Origin of the sequence: Aeromonas sp. ANP5 (assembly GCF_963870295.1) — a bacterium.
Classification (GTDB): domain Bacteria; phylum Pseudomonadota; class Gammaproteobacteria; order Enterobacterales; family Aeromonadaceae; genus Aeromonas; species Aeromonas veronii.
This window is the reverse complement of sequence record NZ_CAWMRY010000037.1, coordinates 33,806-50,193: the sequence shown is the minus strand read 5'-3', so window position 1 is coordinate 50,193 and position 16,388 is coordinate 33,806. Positions and strand designations below refer to the sequence as shown.

The following is a 16,388-nucleotide window of genomic DNA, read 5'->3' as shown; positions in this document are numbered from 1 at the left end:
CGGTGGGGATGGCGGCAATGGTGGAACTGGTGGCGGAACTGGCGGTGGGGATGGCGGCAATGGTGGAACTGGTGGCGGAACCGGCGGTGGGGATGGCAGCAATGGTGGTAGTGGTGGTGGCACCGGTGGTGGGAGTGACCCGATCCGCAATATTGTGACCAGTATCAGTGCAGATGCCTTGATGGGCTATTTGAGCGGCTCTCTCAGTATTTCAGATCGTGTCGTTGTCGGGCTTGACCAATTTGAAGATATTGCCAGTCAAAAGGGGTTGTGGCAGGTATGGACTGATGTACGCCATACCGGAGTCTCCGATGATCGTAACGAGATAGACACATCCGGACATGCCAACAGCTTTTTGATCGGTATACACAGATCCCTTGGTAAAGACGGGTTGGGCGGTATTGCATTTGCCAATAGCAAAACCTCTCTTGGCACGTTTGGCAGTTCGGTACGAAATGAGGGGGACAGCTTCTTTGTTGGGCCATATGGCGGCTATAGGCTAGATACGCACTGGCTGCTGGATGGCTGGGCTGCATGGGGACGAACTGATAACGATACCGAACTCGATGTCCTTAAAGGGAGTTTCAAGACAACGACCGGGTTGATCTCAGCCAACCTGACCGGTGGCTACGACGTTGGTGAATATCTGCTGCGGCCCAAGCTTGCCCTCTTTTACAGTCACAATAAATCCGATGCGTTTGATTACACAGGCTCATTGCCTTATGCAAACCAGATTTATAACGTGACATTGCGGGTTAATGAAAACTCTTTTGAATATGCCACCAGTGAAGCATCAGGGGATATCAGTCGTATTTTCACCACAACCGATGGGGTTCAAATTATACCGGCCCTGCGTCTTGGGGTTCGTTATGATATTGAGCGTCCCAATGATGGTCAGATCCTGAATGAAAATCTGACAATGGAAAGTACGACTCCGTGGAGTGGATCTGCACGGATTGCACTGGCGGTAGCCCCTCAGCGTCATCAGCGTTTTGAAGTTATCACCGGTTATTACAGTATCGGGCGTCAGGACCTTGACCTCTGGGATATTAGATTTAACGCCGCAGTGAATTTTTAATTAGTGTTGTAACTATATATGTGCTGACCTGCGGGTCAGCACATTGTTATGGATGATTGCCGATGAAGATGTGGATAGCTCATCCACGATGAGGTCGTCTGAGAGGCCAAGCGTTAGAGCCTGGCGCAATATCAAGGCTAAGAGAAATAATTTATTTATCCGCCTTGCCCGCTGCATCGGCAAGTTTGGCAAGCTGTTTGTCATACCAGGCCACCGGGCGGTTCTCATCTTCCGCCCGCTCTTTGCGCCGGATGGCGTTGCGCACCGTCATGGCCCCCAGCCAGCGGAATGGCTCGGGCGGAAAATAGCCGCGCGGGCCGCTGACTAGGGCGCATTCGCGCCACGGTTTGTCCTCCTCCCGCACTTCATCGCGCACCAAAGCCGCTAGGATCTGGCCGCCGATCCAGCTCTGGGCCACTCCGTTGCCAGAGTAGCCGAGGCCATAGACGATATTGGGCTGCCCTCGCCAGTGGCCGAAGAAGGGAAGGCCATCTACCGAGCGGTCGGAGGCGCCGCACCAGCTGGCGGCGATGGGCACCTCTTTGAGCGCCGGAAAGAAGCGGCGCAGGGTGCGGGTAAGGGGGGCAAGATAACGGCTAGGGGCATCGAACTCGGCCAGATGGCGGTTGGCAAAGGCGAAGGTGTTGCCCCCCTTGCCCAGCATCAGTCGTCCTTGCGGGGTCGAGCGGTAGTAGTGGACAAAGGTGCGGCCATCCACCACGCTGCGGCCGTGCGCAAGCTGCTGGGCGGCCAGTGCATCCGGCGCGGGGTCGGTTATCACCATATCGGAGGAGACCAGCACGATACTGCGGCGAAACTCGCGAAAGTGCTGCACCATGGCGCTGTTGAGGGACAGCACCACCTTGCGGGCACGCACCTCGCCCTGTGGCGTTTGCACCCGCGCAGGCTGGCCCGCCTCAAGGCGCCGCATGGGGGAGTGTTCATAGACCTCGACCCCCAGTTCCCGCGCCACCCGCAGCAGGCCGCGCACCAGCAGTGCCGGTTGCACCGAACCCGCGTGGGGGCTGTAGAGCCCCTCCAGATGAACGTGGGAGCCGCTCTGGCTCGCCAGTTTATCCTCTTCAATCGCCTGCCACTGGTTAAGGTCTGCGCGTTTGAGTTCCTGCAATACCGGCTCCATCAGGCCGCGCTGGGCCTCGCTGGTGGCGGTGTAGCAAGTGCCCTCGACTCTCAGCTGTGCCTCAATATTGTGCTGTTCGCAGAAGCGGGCGATCTCGTGCACCGCCTGCTCGGATCTTTGTACCAGCCAAGCGGCCTGCTGCTCGCCAAACAGGCGCTTTAACGTCAGGTATTTGGCCGACCAGGTGAGCAAACAGCCGCCGTTGCGCCCGGAGGCGCCGCTGCCGCAGCGATCTTTTTCCAGCACTATGACGTGCAGGTGGGGCTCGGCCTGTTTAAGGGCGATGGCGCTCCACAGCCCGGTAAAGCCGCCACCGACGATGCAGACATCGGTCTCGTGGTGGCCGACTAGGGGCGTGGGCGGTGTGGGCTGTTCGGCGGCGAGCGCCTCGGCCAGCCAGAAGGGGAGAGTGGACATGATGACTCCTCGAAAAGGTTATGGGTGGCGCCAGCGCTGGGTGCGATCCAGCAGGGCGCGGCTCAAAAAGAGCTGGAGCAGCTTGACGGTGGCGGCGGCCAGCAGGATCAGGGTGGCCATGGCGGCGGCCGCGGCGGTATCGCCGGAATCCTCCATGTTGAGCACGGCGATGGAGGCGAGCACGCTGTCGCTCGAATAGAGGAAGATCACTGCCGAGGTGGTGGTCATGGCGTTGACGAACAGATAGATGAAGATCTCCAGCAGCGCGGGCAGGGAGGCGGGCAGGGTGACTCGCCAGAACGCCTTCCAGAGCGGAATGCGCAATGAGATGGCCACCAGCTCCAGCTCCTTGGGCAGTTGTTTCAGGCTGGTCAGCGCTGTCATATGACCCACGGTGTAGTAGTGGATGACACAGGAGAGCACCATCAGCGGCAGGGTGCCGTATAGGCCGCCAAAGAGCGGATTGCCGTTGAAAAAGAAGATATAACCTAGCCCCAGCACCATGCCGGGCACCGCCAGCGACAGCATGGCAAGCAGATGTAGCAATTGGCGCAGCGGCGCAAAGTGGCGCCCCTTCTCCTGCGCCCAGGCCAGCACCATCACCAGCACGGTGCCGATAAGCGCGGTATAGAGGCCCAGCTGCAAGGTGTTGGTAAAGGGCTGCCAGCCGTAGACACTGTTGCTGTCAAAGGCGTAGTGATCCAGCGTCAGCCCGAGATTGTAGGGCCAGAACTGTACCAGGGAGCCGTAAACGGCCATCCCCACCAGCGCCAGAAACAGCAGGGCCCAGAGCGTGCACCAACCGAGTGCCAGCAGATCCCGCAGCCGATGGGGCTTGGGCTGATAGGGCACCGCCTTGGTGCTGCTCTGCTCCTGCATTTTGCTGCGCACTCTGTGCTCCAGCGCAAAGCTCAACAGTGCCGGCAGCAGCAGGGTGACGCTGGCAACGGCGCCCAGCGAGAAGTTCTGCATCCCGATCACCTGCCGGTAGATATCGGTAGCCAGCACGCTGTACTGGCCGCCAATCACCTTGGCAACCCCGAAGTCGCAGATGGTGAGGGTGAAGACCGCGATGGCGGCGCTGAGCAGGCCATAACGGGCGGTGGGCAGGGTGACGGTGACAAAGGTGCGCCAGCCGCTGCTGCCCAGCACCCGGGAGGCTTCATAGAGGCGGGCATCGCTCTGACCGAGCGCCGTGATAAGGATCATCAGGGCGTGGGGGAAGCACCAGAAGCCAAGGCCAATGACGATGCCGATGGGGCCGTAGATGCTCTCGCCGCCAAGTAGCCCCTTGGCGATCCCCTGATTGCCAAACCAGTAGACCAGACTGATGGCGGGCAACAGGGAGGGCATCAACAGCGGGATCAAACCGATGAGGCGAAACAGGCTCTTGCCCGGCATGCAGGTGCGGGTGAGGGCATAGGCGTAGCCAAAGGCGATGGTCACCACCAGCGCGGTGATCAGCACCCCGAGCCAGAGGGTGTTGCCTATGGTGCGCCCCAGATGAGGGGAGTCAAAGTAGGCGCTGAAGTTGGCAAGGCCCACCCAGATGCCGTTCTCATCTTGCAGGCTCTTTTGCAGCATGGTGAGCAACGGCAGCAGCAGACCGCCGGTGAGCAGGGCAATGCCGAGCACCAGCAGGATCAGTTGCAGCAGCTGATCCCGGCTCCAACCGCGACAAAGCCGCTGCCAGCGGGCGTCTTGGCGGGCTGTCGCTGGTGGCAGCAGGGAAGAGGTCGCAAAGGGGGCAGTCATGGGCGCTCTCCTTCAAACAGCTGCATCGCCCCGGCAGGCCAGTGCAGCGAGCAGCGCATGCCGCTGCGCCAGCCACCCTGTTCGTGGCGGGGCAGCTCGTGGGTCGGGCGCTCCACCAGGATCTGCTGCGGGCCCAGATAGGTGTCGGCGGTGCAGATAAGACGCTGGGCAGCGCCGAGAAACTCCACCTGATCGATGGTTGCTTCAACGCCATGTTGGCCAAGATACGGCTCGCTCGGCGCACTCAGGGTGATTGCCTCGGGGCGGATCGCCACCTGCAATTTGCTACCGGCCGCGGCCTGATTGGCGAGTTGCAGCGGTTGTTCGTTGAGGCGCACCTGATTGGGGCTCAGCACCAGGGTCTCGAGGAAGTTCATGGTACCGACAAAGCTTGCCACGAAACGGCTGGCAGGCTGGTGGTAGATCTCCTGCGGGGTGCCCACCTGTACGATGCGGCCGCCCTCCATCACCACGATGCGGTCGGCCATGGTCAGCGCCTCTTCCTGATCGTGGGTCACCATGATGGTGGTGATGCCAAGGCGCTGCTGCAGGGCGCGGATCTCGCTACGAAGATGGGTGCGTACCAGTGCATCCAGCGCGCTGAGCGGCTCGTCCAGCAGCAGCAGGCCGGGGGAGAGGGCCAAGGCCCGGGCCAGCGCCACCCGCTGCTGCTGGCCGCCGGAGATCTGGCTCGGGTATTTGTGGGACTGGGCAGTGAGATCCACCAGCCCCAGCCAGTGATCGACCCGCTCCTTGATGAGATCCCGCGCCAGCCCCTGATTCTCAAGGCCGAAGGCGATGTTCTGGGCCACCGTCAGGTTGGGGAAGAGAGCATAGGACTGAAACACGATGCCAAAATCGCGCTCCTGGGGCGGCAGGCGGGAGATATTGCGCCCTCCTTGCCAGATCTCGCCGCTGTCTGGCAGATCCAGCCCGGCGATGGCTCTGAGCAGGGTAGTTTTGCCGCAGCCGGAGGGGCCGAGAAAGCAGATAAACTCCCCCGGCTCAATGGTCAGAGAGATCCCCTTGAGGGCCTGAAAAGCACCGAACTGCTTGTTGAGATGTTGAATGTCCAGATAGGGCTGGGTCATGGTTCGACTCGCTACTGATTTGGTATATACCAGTTTGTGGGTGAAGTGTGACGGTCAGGTGATCGGGGGATGACAGCTTGATGACAGTCAAATGACATCGGGTCGCCAGCAAGTGGCTGGGCACTGTGCGAATGGACTAAGCATCGCTACTTGAAGGCAATGTAAACTCGGGAAGTTAAAACCAAAAAGCGAAGGCCAACAGCTGTTGGCCTTCGACTGGCAGTTTATTGGTGGCTGTGTGTCTGGCGTGAACAAACCGCCGACCCTCACGCTTACTGCTTGGCTTCGGTCTTGCCGTCGAAGCTGGCGCTCCACTGGGCCAGGATGGCGTTGCGCTCGCGGGCTGCCCAGCTAAAGTCGTTGTCGATCATCTGGCCTTTGATATCCGCCGGATAGCCCGCTCTCGGTTGGGCTACATCGGGGATGGCGACCACGGCAAACGACTTGTTGTAGAGGGCGTTGGCCTGTTCGGTGGCGGCAAAGTCGAGCAGCTGTTTGGCGGCTTCCAGCTTGGGGGTGCCCTTGATGATGGCGGCTGCTTCCATATCCCAGCCCGACCCCTCTTTCGGGAACACCACCTCGATGGGGGCACCCTTGGCCTTGAGGCTGGTAGCCGGGAAGTCGAAGGAGATACCGATCACCGTTTCACCGCTGGCGGCCAGCTTGCAGGGGGCGGAGCCCGAGTGGGTGTAACGGTCGATGTTCTGGTGAAGGCCGTTCATGAATTGCCAGCCCTGCTGCTCGCCCATGGTCTGCAGCCAGCCCGCAACGCTCAGGTAACCGGTGCCGGAGGAGCTGGGGTTGGGCATGATCACCTTGCCCTTGTAGATGGGCTTGGTGAGGTCGGCCCAGCTGGTGGGGGCCGGGATCCCCTGTTTTTCCGCCTCTACCTTGTTGAAGCAGATGGCGCTGAAGAAGGCGTCCAGACCGATCCAGTGCGGCTCGGCCTTGCTGTCGCGAAAGCGGCTGTCGAGCTTCTCCAGTCCTTTCGGTGCATAGGCATTGAGCATCTGCTGCTGATCGAGCTGCATCAGGCTGGTGGCGGCCAGTCCCCATACCACATCCGCTTTGGGCTGCGCTTTTTCTGCCAGCAAGCGGGCGGTGACCACGCCGGTGGAGTCACGCACCCACTTGATGTTGATGTCCGGATGCTGGCGTTCGAACGCGGTTTTCAGCTCATTGAGCTGCTCCGGTTCGAAGGCGGTGTAGACGGTGAGATCGGTCGCGGCCAGTGCCGGGGCGGTCATGGCAGCCAGCACGGCGGCGGCCAGCAGATGGGTTCCCTGTTTCATCCTCTTCTCCAGTTAAATTGGTTTGGTATAAACCAGATTGGTCGAGAGAGAGGCTAGGGGATCTTTATGACGTGACCGTGACAGCCCCGTGACGTTTTGCCGTTCCTGATTTATCCGTGACTAATCCTGGGTATCTACCTCGATCTCCAGACTGTCGTGGCGCCAGTACTCCAGATCGAAGTCGAGCACCCGGCCGTGCTGATCGAAGTTGAGCCGCTCGAGGCGCAGGGCGGGTAGGCCAGCGGTGGCCCCCAGCGCCTTGGCTACCTCGTCCGGCAGGGCGGTGGGGAAGAAACGCACCTGCATGCGGGCGTAGTGAAGATCGTAATGGGCCTGATAGATCTCGGTCAGGCTGCCGTTGAGATCCAGCTCGAGCAGGCCCGGGACCCGCTCTGGCAGGCAGTGGTTCTCGCAGTAGCAGATGGCGCGCCCGTTGGCGTAGCGCAGTCGCTTGAGCAAAAAGAGGCTGTCGAACGGCTTGAGCTGCAGTTGCGCCATCAACGCGGGCGGTACCGCCTGACGGCTTTTCTCCAGTAGTTCGGTGCGCGGCTCACCCCCTTGCTCCCGCACTATCTGGTGAAAGTTGGAGGTGCGTCTGGGGTTCAAGCGAAAGCGTGGCGGGGTGACGAACCAGCCGCGGCGATCCTCCCGATAGATAAGGCCGTTCGCCTCCAGCTGAACCAGTGCCTCGCGAATGGTAACCCGGGTGGTGCCATAGAGTTCCCCCAGCAGCCGCTCGGAGGGAAGCTTGTCGTTGGGAGCCAGACCTCCCGCCAGGATCTGGTTGGCGAGGGCATCCTTGATCTGCAGATATTGCGGTTTGCTCATGAAAATCCCTGGTTTTGCAATAAGTTGTGCAATGAGTTGGGCAATGGGCTGGGCACAGGGCAGGACATCTGCCCGGTCGTTAAACGGCAACATCAACATGCGTTGGTAGATACCAGCATCGCCCCTGCTGTTCAGGCCTCCTAGATTATCGCGATCCCGGCGCTGAAAATGAATTTTTTGTTGCACGTAGCGCCACCCCTTTGACCTTGGCGGGGCAGTTACCCACAATGCGCTCATTCTGGTATATACCAAAAGGAGCGAAGTCATGACCCATATTCCTGCGGCCCCCGCCGCCGTCGATTACCTGCTGCTGACCCCGGGCCCCCTCTCGACCACCGCCACGGTGCGCGCCGCCATGCTGCAAGACAGTTGTACCTGGGATGCGGACTACAACCAGGGGGTGGTGGAGCCCATCCGCCGCGAGCTGGTGCGGCTTGCAACTGGCCCTGAATATCAAAGTGACTACAGCGTCGTCTTGCTGCAAGGGAGCGGCAGCTATGTAGTGGAGAGCGTGCTGGGCTCGGCGATAGGCGTCGATGAGTGTCTGCTGATCATCAACAACGGCGCCTACGGTGCCCGCATGGGGGAGATGGCCCGCTGCCTTGGCCTGCGCCACTATGAGCTCGACTGCGGCGAGACCACCCGCCCGGAGCCCGCCGCCATCGAGGCGATGCTGGCGCGCCACCCCGAGATCACCCATCTGGCCATGGTGCACTGCGAGACCACCACCGGCATGCTCAATCCGCTCGATGAGGTGGCTGAGCTCTGCCAGCGCCGCGGCATTCGCCTGATCGTCGATGCCATGAGCAGCTTTGGCGGTATCCCCATCGACATGGGTCGCCTTGGCATCGAGTTTCTTATCAGCTCGGCCAACAAGTGCATTCAGGGGGTGCCGGGTTTTGGCTTCGTTATCGCCCGCCGCGTGGCGCTCACGGCCTGCGCTGGGCGCGCCCGCTCGGTCTCCCTCGACCTGCATGCCCAGTGGCAGACCATGGAGCTGCAGGGGGGCAAGTGGCGCTTTACCTCGCCCACCCATACCGTGCTTGCCTTTGCCCAGGCCCTGCGCGAGCTGGACGAGGAGGGGGGCATTGAAGCCCGTCATCAGCGCTACAGCGAGAATCAGCGCACGCTGGTGGCGGGGATGGCTGCCCTCGGCTTTGCGCCGCTGCTGCCAGAACAGTGGCAATCACCCATCATCACCGCCTTCTACTCTCCGGCCCACCCTGACTACCGCTTCGCCGATTTCTACCAGCGGCTCAAGGCGCAGGGCTTTGTCATCTATCCGGGCAAGGTCTCCCAGGCCGACTGCTTCCGTATCGGCAATATCGGTGACGTGACCCCGGAGCGGGTGCGCGATCTGCTCGCCGCCATGGCCAGCGCCTGCTACTGGCAAGGGGACGCGCGATGACCAGCATGCTGGCTCAGGGTCGTGATCTGCGTGGCCGCGATTTGCATGACCATAAGCTGCACGGCAGCGGCCGCGCCGACAGCGAAGGGGATATCAACCTTGGCGAGGGGCGGGCGCGCTGGTGGGCGGGCCAGAGCGAAGATGTACAGGCCGGATTGGCGGAGGATAGCCGCTATTTCCTCCATCAGGCCCTCTCCACCCCCTGTCTGGATCTGCTTGAGCGCGCGCAGGGGAGCTGGTTGACCAGTGTATCGGGCAAGCGTTACCTCGATTTTCACGGCAACAGCGTTCATCAGCTGGGTCACGGTCACCCCAGGGTGGTGGCCGCGGTGCAGCAGCAACTCGCCGATCTGCCGTTTGCACCCCGCCGCTACACCCATCAGGTTACCATCGACTGCGCCCGCACCCTGGCTGAACTGGCTCCCGGCGATCTCAACCGGGTGCTGTTCGCCCCCGGCGGCAGCGAGGTGGTGGGGATTGCCCTGAAGCTCGCCCGTTTCATCACCGGCAACAGCAAGGTGGTATCCCTGTGGGATGCCTTTCACGGCGCCTCCCTCGATGCCATCTCGGTTGGCGGCGAGGCCTGTTTTCGCGCCGGTATGGGCCCGCTGATGGCCGGAGTGGATCGCATCCCGCCACCCACCCGTTATCGCGGTGTCTGGTATCGCGGGGAGGGGGATGACCTGCACTACGCCGATTATCTGGAGTACGTCATCGAGAAGGAGGGAGGGATCGGCGCCTTTATCGCCGAGCCCATCCGCAACACCGATGTGCAGGTGCCCTCGAAGGCCTACTGGCAGCGGGTGCGGGAGATCTGTGATCGCCACAAGGTGCTGCTGATCGTCGACGAGATCCCCAATGCCCTGGGTCGCACCGGCCACTGGTTCAGCTTCGAGGAGTTCGGCATCGAGCCCGACATCATCTGTCTGGGCAAGGGGTTGGGGGGCGGGGTGGTGCCGTTTGCCGCGCTCATCACCCGCGACCGGTTCAATCAGGCGGCAGCTATTTCACTCGGTCACTACACCCACGAGAAGAGCCCTATCGGCTGCGCGGCGGCCCTCGCGAGCATCGCTACCATCCGTGAAGAGGGATTGCTGGCAAAAGCGCAGGAGGATGGCCGCTTTATGGCGGCCGAGCTCGGCAAGTTGGCCGAGCGTCACCCGCTGATAGGACAAGTACGCGGTATCGGCCTCCTGTGGGCGCTCGATCTGGTGGTCGATCATCAGAGTCGCACCCGCAATAGCCTGGCCGCCGAGCGGCTGCTCTACCGCTGTCTGGAACTGGGGCTCAGCTTCAAGGTCTCTCAGGGCAATGTCATCCAGCTCTCGCCGCCGCTCAATATCGCCCGCGCCGATCTGGTGCGCGCCATCACCATTCTCGATCGCGCCCTTGGCGAGATCGCACTTTCACCGAAACAGGAACACCACCATGACTGACTTGCAGATTGCTGTAGACCCGACCACCGACGTGGAGGCGCTGATCCTCGATTGGGCTGGTACCGTCGTCGATTTTGGCTCCTTCGCCCCTACCTCCATCTTCGTCGAGGCCTTCGCCCGCGCCTATGACTTTCCCGTGACCCTGGATGAGGCGCGCCAGCCCATGGGCCTTGGCAAGTGGGATCATATCGCCGCGCTGGGCCGTCTGCCCTCGGTGGATGCGCGCTGGCAGGCCCGCTTCGGCCATCCTATGAGCCACGCCGAGGTGGACCACATTTATCACACCTTTATGCCGCTGCAGATTGCCGCCGTGACCCGCTTTGCCGCCCCCATCCCCGGTGTGCTGCCTGTGTTGGACGCTCTGCGGGTGCAGGGGATGAAAATCGGCTCCTGCTCCGGTTATCCCCGTCCGGTGATGGAGGCGCTGGTGCCAGCGGCGGCCGATCACGGCTATCGCCCGGATCACTGGGTCGCTACCGATGACCTCAAAGCCGGTGGTCGCCCCGGCCCCTGGATGGCGCTGGCCAACGTAATTGAGCTGGGAGTGAGCGCGGTGCATCGCTGCATCAAGGTGGATGACGCCGTACCCGGCATCAGCGAAGGGCTGAAAGCGGGCATGTGGACGGTGGGATTGTCGGTTTCCGGCAACGAATTTGGTGCCACCTGGGAAGAGTTTGCCGCCATGAGCGAGGCGGAGATCGCTGCCCGGCGCGCACCGGCCGAGGCCAAACTGCGGGCGGCGGGGGCGCACTATGTGATTGATACCCTTGCCGACATCGCCCCGGTTATCGCCGATATCAACCGCCGTCTGGCCGCTGGCGAGCGGCCGTAGGCCATCTGCTTGGTCTAACAAAAGCGCTTGGCTGGCTTGAGATACAACACGCCCCCATCCGGGGGCGTGTTGCATTTACAGGGGGAAGCCGTGCGCGGTCAGCGGATATCGATCCGCATCAGGGGAGAGGGGGCGTTGTCGACAAAATGGTGCCAGATATGGTCGTAGAGTGCCTTCTGGCCGGGGAAACTCACCAGCGCCTTGGCCTCGGCCAGGGAACACCAGCGATAGTCTGTGTGCTCGTCGTTGAGGGTCACCGCCTGATTGGGCGGGCAATAGACCACAAAGACCGGCACCACCTCCACCGTATTCAAGCTCGCCTCGTAGAACTGCTCCAGATACTGGCCGTTGTAGAGTTCGGTGACCCTGATCCCCGTCTCTTCGCCAAACTCCCGAATAATGGTCTGCCAGCCGGTTTCACCCGCCTCCACCGTGCCCGCCACATGACACCAGAAGCCCCCCTTGACCCGTTTCATCACCAGCAATTTGGTTTCGCCATCGACAGTGGTAAGGGCAACACCAGAGACGGCCTTGCAGCGAATGGGGATCATGATCTTCTCTCCGGGTTTGGGCTCTGTGATAGCCATGAACAGTGTGAAGGCGTGTTAATTGAAATATGCCTCGGCGGGCAGGCCCATGACCTCTATTTCATTCAGGCCATTTTGGGCCAGATAGTTGGCCACCAGATTGAACCCCACCCAGTAACCGGCATATTTGGGAAATGGCCGGTTATCACGGCAGTAGAAAAAGTCTAAATAGTTGAACTGCTTGCTGGATAGATGGGGCGTCATCTCTGCCAGGAGCGATTGCCAGTCATGGTGATGAGACTCCTTGAACAGCGAGGGGAGTGTGCCACCATTGAACCTCTGCTCAAAGTAGCAGGCCAGCCCTTCAAAAATCAGGTTTTCGGCCAGTGTTTCTGCTTCCACCTTGTTCTTCTTTTGCACGATATGGTGGACTTCGTGGGCCAGCACGGCAGGCAATTCGGTGATGATCACCTCTTTGATATCAGGCCGTTCCAGATCAAGCTGGAGTTCTATTCGATACATGTTGATGGCCCAGCCACCGATACCCGAATCGGGAGCATCCCCCTCGGCAAAAGGGCTGAAGGTGACATCCAGTTGGGAGAGATCGAACAAGGCATTCAATTTGTGCGCCGTCTCGGCAAAAACGTGCCTAATGGTGTCATCGAGCCCATCGAATTTGCCCGAGTCGTTTAACAGGGTGAGTTGCATCCAGACATCCTTGTCTATTGAAAGAGAGTGCTGAGCCACTTGCGTGGTCGCGGCGCCATATCACCACGATTACCCTCATTCAATCAAGGGGTTACCCGCCCATTATGCTTGCCGTCTGGATCGCCTCGATCAGCGCGGCCCGATTGATGCGAGGGCGTTCGCCATCGAGCAGTTGTTGCCACAGGGCAATGGCCTGGCTGTAGCGGCCATGCAGGAAGTGATCGGAGGCGAGCAGCATCAGGGCGCTCACTTCCCCCGCATCCTGCTTGAGGGCGCTCTCCAGCAGGCGGGTTGCCTCGGGAGTCAGCTGCTGGCCCGCCTGATAGTAGAGTACGGTGGCTTGGGCGGCCTGGGTCGCCGCGCTGGCGCCCCCCTCCAGCAGAGCGAGACGTTGGTAGGCGAGCAGGGCGTTGTCATATTTACCCCGATAGAGATAGAGCTGGCCGAGCGCCGCCCAGCTGTCGAGATCGGCGGGGCTGCGCTGAAGCTTCTGATGCAGACTCCCCAGCTCCTTGTCCTGCAGATCCCGCGGGCTCAACCCCGCCAGCGGATTGGGACGGGATGCATAATCCTGCCATGCCTGATAGCGGCCGGTGCTGAGATACACAGCGGCAACGGCCGCGATGGCCAGGAGGCTAAGCAGCAACAAGGCCCGCCCGTGCCGGTTATTGCGACCGCGATTGTCATGCTGGTTGGCCAGTTGCGCGCGCAGGGCCAGCTCAGCAGCCGGGATGGCGTTGGCCAGGCGGGCGGCGCTCAGCTCCCTGTAGAGTGGTTGGTCGGGGGAGAGACCTGTCTGCTCCCCATGCATGATCAGCCAATTCAATTCGCTGCGGGGATCGGCCGCAGGTTGATGAATGGGTTCAATCATTGCTCTAACGACAGGGATGGCTTGTACCTTTGTGCGCGTGAGGCGGCGAAACAGGGTCAACAGCGCCAGCCCCAACAGCAGCAGGGGACCGCCCCACAGCAGCGCCGTGCTGGCCTTGAAGGGGGGATCGTAGCGGACGAAATCGCCGAAGCGCTCCGTCATCCGGGCGATCACCTGCTCGTCGCTCTGTCCCTCGTCCACCCAGCGGTAGACCTCTAGCCGCAGATCCCGTGCGATGGGGGAGTTGGACTCCACCAGGTTCTGGTTCTGGCACTGGGGGCAGCGCAGGGCGCGGGCCAGCTCCTGAGCGCGGGTCTGTCTCTCTGGGTGGCGAAACTCATAGGTGTCGACTCCACTGGCAAGGGCCCCGAGGCTCAATGCCAGCAAGAGTGGCGCGATCAGGGCGTGGCCGAGACGGCTCATTGCTTGCTCTCCTGCACTTGTCTCTCCACTTTTCTTTCCACTTCGGGCTGGCTGGCGGTGTTGCTGCGGGCCTTTGCAAGCAGGGGGGCAAACTGGCGTTGCCAGATCTCCCGGGTGAGCAGGCCGGTATGACGGGTCAGCAGGGTGCCGTCGCCGGCGAAGAGATAGGTTTCCGGCGTACCGTAGACGCCGAGCTCAAGGGCCAGTTTGCCGTCAGGGTCGGCCAGCACAGCGCGATAGGGGTTGCCCGCCTGGATAAGCCAGGCGCGGGCCGCATCCCCCTTGTCCCGGTAGTTGAGACCGTAGAGGGGCACTGTGCCCGCGAGCTCGCTGAGCAGCGGATGCTCGGCGCGGCAGTTGGTGCACCAGCTGGCCCAGACGTTAAGTACAAAGGGCTCACCTTTGAGGCTGGCGGTCTGGATCCGACTCCCATCCAGCAGATTGTCGCTTTGCCACGCAGGCAGGGTACGGCCGAGCGTCGCCTCATCCTGGCTGTAGGGATTGTTGCCAAGGCCGAGCCAGAGCAGGATGCCGAGGCTCAGGGTCAGAAGCAGTGGAAGAAAGAGGCGCAGGCGGGATCTCATAACGCCTCCTGTTCGAGCTGGTGATGGGAGGTGCCAACCGCAACGGGGTGGGAGGCAAGCAAGGGGCGACGGGCGAGCAGGCGCAGGGTGCCGCCTGCCATCATCAACAGGCCGCCGAGCCAGATCCAGCGCACCAGCGGCTTGTAGTGCAGCCGCATGGCATAGGCATCTGGTCCCATCTTCTCACCCAGCACCACGTAAAGATCGCCGAGCATTCCCCACGCGATGCCGGGTTCGTTCATGTTCATGGTGCGCACGCTGTAGTGGCGCCGCTCCGGCGTCAGCCGCGCCACCTCTTTACCGTTTTTATGCACGCTAAGCGTGATGCGCTCGGCGGTGTAGTTGGGGCCAATTACCGGCTCGCGCCCCTCATAACGAAACTCGAAGGCGCCGAGCTGGTAGGGCTTGTTGGCACTTAGCACAGTGCCTCCCTCCTGACTGTGGTGACTCACCTGCGCGATGCCGAGGGCACACACCGCCACCCCGAGGTGGGCCAGCAGACTGCCGAGCCGATTGAGGGTGAACTCGCGCAGCGACGTCGGTTGCAAGAGCGGGAGCAGCAGGCTGGCCATCAGCCAGAGGCTCACCATATTGGCGAGGATGCCGTTCCAGTTACCGGAAAACGATCCCTGTTCCAGATAGGCAAGGCTAATGAGCCCGCCGCCAAGCAGGCCAAACAGCGGCGGCAACAGAGCGTTTAGTCTGGAATATGCCGCAAGCTGCTGCCAGCGCAGGCGTGGCAGCTGGGTCATCAGCGCCATCAGGCAGAGGGCAAGCGGTACGAAGATGGCATTGAAATAGGGGGCGCCCACCGAGAGCGAGCCCAGATGAAGTGACTGGAACACCATGGGGTAGAAGGTGCCGAGCAGCACGCTGGCGCAGGCCACGCAGAGCAGCAGGATGGCGGCGCCGAGCAGCCCCTCTTTTGACAGCAAGCCAAAGCGGGCATAGGGGGCGCGAATGTCTGCGCGCAGGGCAAACAGGGTGAGGGCGCAGGTTAACAGCAGCCCGAGCAGCAGCAAGAGGGTGAGCCCCCGGTTGGGATCCACTGCAAAGGCGTGCACCGAGGTGAGCACCCCGGAGCGCACCACAAAGGTGCCGAGCAGGCTCAAGGCGAAGGTGAAGATGGAGAGCAACAGCACGGCGTGGCCGTAAGCGCCGCGCTTCTCGCAGACAATCAGAGCGTGCAGCAGGGCAGTGCCCAGCAGCCAGGGCAAGAGGGACGCATTTTCTACCGGATCCCAGAACCACCAGCCGCCCCAGCCGAGCTCGTAGTAGGCCCACCAGGAGCCCAGCACGATGCCGGCGGTGAGAAACACCCAGGAGCCGAGCGCCCAGGGGCGGCTCCAGTGGGCCACGGCGCCATCGAGCCGACTCGAGTGCAGCGCCGCCATGGCGAAGGCAAAGTTGACCGCAAAGCCGACATAACCGAGATAGAGCAGGGGCGGATGGATGATAAGGCCGATATCCTGCAGCATGGGGTTGAGGTCGCGCCCCTCCAGCGGCCCCGGGAACTGGCGGTCAAACGGGCTGGAGAAGATCAAGGTATAGAGGCCGAAGAGCCCGACGATCAGCCCCATGATGGCCAATACCCGGGTTGTAATAAGCGGATCGACCCGCTTGGAGCAAAGGGCCACCAGAGCGCCCCACAGCCCCAACGCAAAGACGAAAAAGAGCATGGAGCCTTCATGGCCGCCCCACACCGCCGCCAGCTTGAAGCCAAGCGGCAGGGCGCTGTTGGCGTGTTGGGACACATAGCTGACGGTGAAATCATCCTGGGCAAAACAGCTGGCGAGCAGCAGCAGGGAGGTCAACAGCAGGATGGCATTGATCAGCGCCAGCGGCTTGGCGCAGCGCAGCAGGGTCGGGGAGGCGAGCCGTAATCCCAGCCAGGGCAGTGTGCCCTGCAGCAAGGAGAGTGCCGCCGCCAGCAACAGTGAGAGATAGCCGAGCTCCGCCAGCACACAACCTCCAGTCAAGCATTCGTCTATGTTATG

Annotated in this window: 14 protein-coding genes; 4 read left to right on the top strand and 10 right to left on the bottom strand. The window is 61.7% G+C overall.

Going from position 1 to position 16,388, the window contains the following annotated elements; genetic code table 11:
• Positions 1-154 precede the first annotated feature (154 nt).
• A complete protein-coding gene (locus AACT07_RS18200; RefSeq protein ID WP_139735088.1) occupies positions 155-1,078 on the top strand; it encodes an autotransporter outer membrane beta-barrel domain-containing protein in 924 nt (307 codons plus the stop codon).
• A gap of 151 nt (positions 1,079-1,229) precedes the next feature.
• On the opposite strand, the gene AACT07_RS18195 is transcribed toward AACT07_RS18200, so the two are convergent.
• The 5 genes from AACT07_RS18195 to phnR all read right to left on the bottom strand — a co-directional run bounded on the left by AACT07_RS18195 (position 1,230) and on the right by phnR (position 7,602).
• Complete coding sequence (locus tag AACT07_RS18195; RefSeq protein ID WP_069529345.1) at positions 1,230-2,636, bottom strand: FAD-dependent oxidoreductase; 1,407 nt, start codon at positions 2,634-2,636, stop codon at positions 1,230-1,232.
• A gap of 18 nt (positions 2,637-2,654) precedes the next feature.
• Entirely contained in the window at positions 2,655-4,391 is a 1,737-nt protein-coding gene (locus AACT07_RS18190; RefSeq protein WP_069529344.1) for a putative 2-aminoethylphosphonate ABC transporter permease subunit, read from the bottom strand.
• Positions 4,388-5,482 carry a putative 2-aminoethylphosphonate ABC transporter ATP-binding protein gene (locus tag AACT07_RS18185; RefSeq protein WP_069529342.1) on the bottom strand — a complete coding sequence of 365 codons (1,095 nt, stop codon included), beginning with the start codon at positions 5,480-5,482 and terminating at the stop codon, positions 4,388-4,390. The genes AACT07_RS18190 and AACT07_RS18185 overlap by 4 nt, the downstream gene beginning before the upstream one ends.
• A 272-nt stretch (positions 5,483-5,754) precedes the next feature.
• On the bottom strand, positions 5,755-6,774 hold the full coding sequence (locus tag AACT07_RS18180) for a putative 2-aminoethylphosphonate ABC transporter substrate-binding protein (protein WP_043824248.1): 1,020 nt from the start codon (positions 6,772-6,774) through the stop codon (positions 5,755-5,757).
• Between the two features lie 120 nt (positions 6,775-6,894).
• Positions 6,895-7,602, bottom strand: a complete 708-nt coding sequence (gene phnR, locus AACT07_RS18175) for a phosphonate utilization transcriptional regulator PhnR (RefSeq protein WP_005300236.1) — start codon at positions 7,600-7,602, stop codon at positions 6,895-6,897.
• Positions 7,603-7,867: 265 nt separating this feature from the next.
• Here phnR and phnW point away from each other — a divergent pair, with 265 nt between their 5' ends.
• From phnW to phnX, 3 genes are read left to right on the top strand one after another with little or no spacing between them, the layout of a single operon-like run.
• A complete protein-coding gene (gene phnW, locus AACT07_RS18170) occupies positions 7,868-9,010 on the top strand; it encodes a 2-aminoethylphosphonate--pyruvate transaminase (protein ID WP_069529340.1) in 1,143 nt (380 codons plus the stop codon).
• Positions 9,007-10,446, top strand: coding sequence for an aspartate aminotransferase family protein (locus AACT07_RS18165; protein WP_069529338.1), 1,440 nt, complete (start codon positions 9,007-9,009; stop codon positions 10,444-10,446). The genes phnW and AACT07_RS18165 overlap by 4 nt, the downstream gene beginning before the upstream one ends.
• Positions 10,439-11,278, top strand: a complete 840-nt coding sequence (gene phnX, locus AACT07_RS18160) for a phosphonoacetaldehyde hydrolase (RefSeq protein WP_069529336.1) — start codon at positions 10,439-10,441, stop codon at positions 11,276-11,278. Before AACT07_RS18165 ends, phnX begins: the two co-directional genes overlap by 8 nt.
• A gap of 98 nt (positions 11,279-11,376) precedes the next feature.
• Here the strand turns inward: phnX and AACT07_RS18155 are convergent, their stop codons facing one another.
• From AACT07_RS18155 to nrfE, 5 genes are all read right to left on the bottom strand, one after another.
• Positions 11,377-11,829, bottom strand: a complete 453-nt coding sequence (locus AACT07_RS18155; RefSeq protein WP_069529334.1) for an NUDIX hydrolase — start codon at positions 11,827-11,829, stop codon at positions 11,377-11,379.
• 54 nt (positions 11,830-11,883) lie between these two features.
• A complete protein-coding gene (locus tag AACT07_RS18150; protein ID WP_069529333.1) occupies positions 11,884-12,513 on the bottom strand; it encodes a DUF2268 domain-containing putative Zn-dependent protease in 630 nt (209 codons plus the stop codon).
• A gap of 91 nt (positions 12,514-12,604) precedes the next feature.
• On the bottom strand, positions 12,605-13,807 hold the full coding sequence (gene nrfF / locus AACT07_RS18145; protein WP_069529331.1) for a heme lyase NrfEFG subunit NrfF: 1,203 nt from the start codon (positions 13,805-13,807) through the stop codon (positions 12,605-12,607).
• Complete coding sequence (locus tag AACT07_RS18140) at positions 13,804-14,391, bottom strand: DsbE family thiol:disulfide interchange protein (RefSeq protein ID WP_069529329.1); 588 nt, start codon at positions 14,389-14,391, stop codon at positions 13,804-13,806. Before AACT07_RS18140 ends, nrfF begins: the two co-directional genes overlap by 4 nt.
• Entirely contained in the window at positions 14,388-16,355 is a 1,968-nt protein-coding gene (gene nrfE, locus AACT07_RS18135; protein ID WP_069529327.1) for a heme lyase NrfEFG subunit NrfE, read from the bottom strand. Before nrfE ends, AACT07_RS18140 begins: the two co-directional genes overlap by 4 nt.
• Between the last annotated feature and the right edge of the window lie 33 nt (positions 16,356-16,388).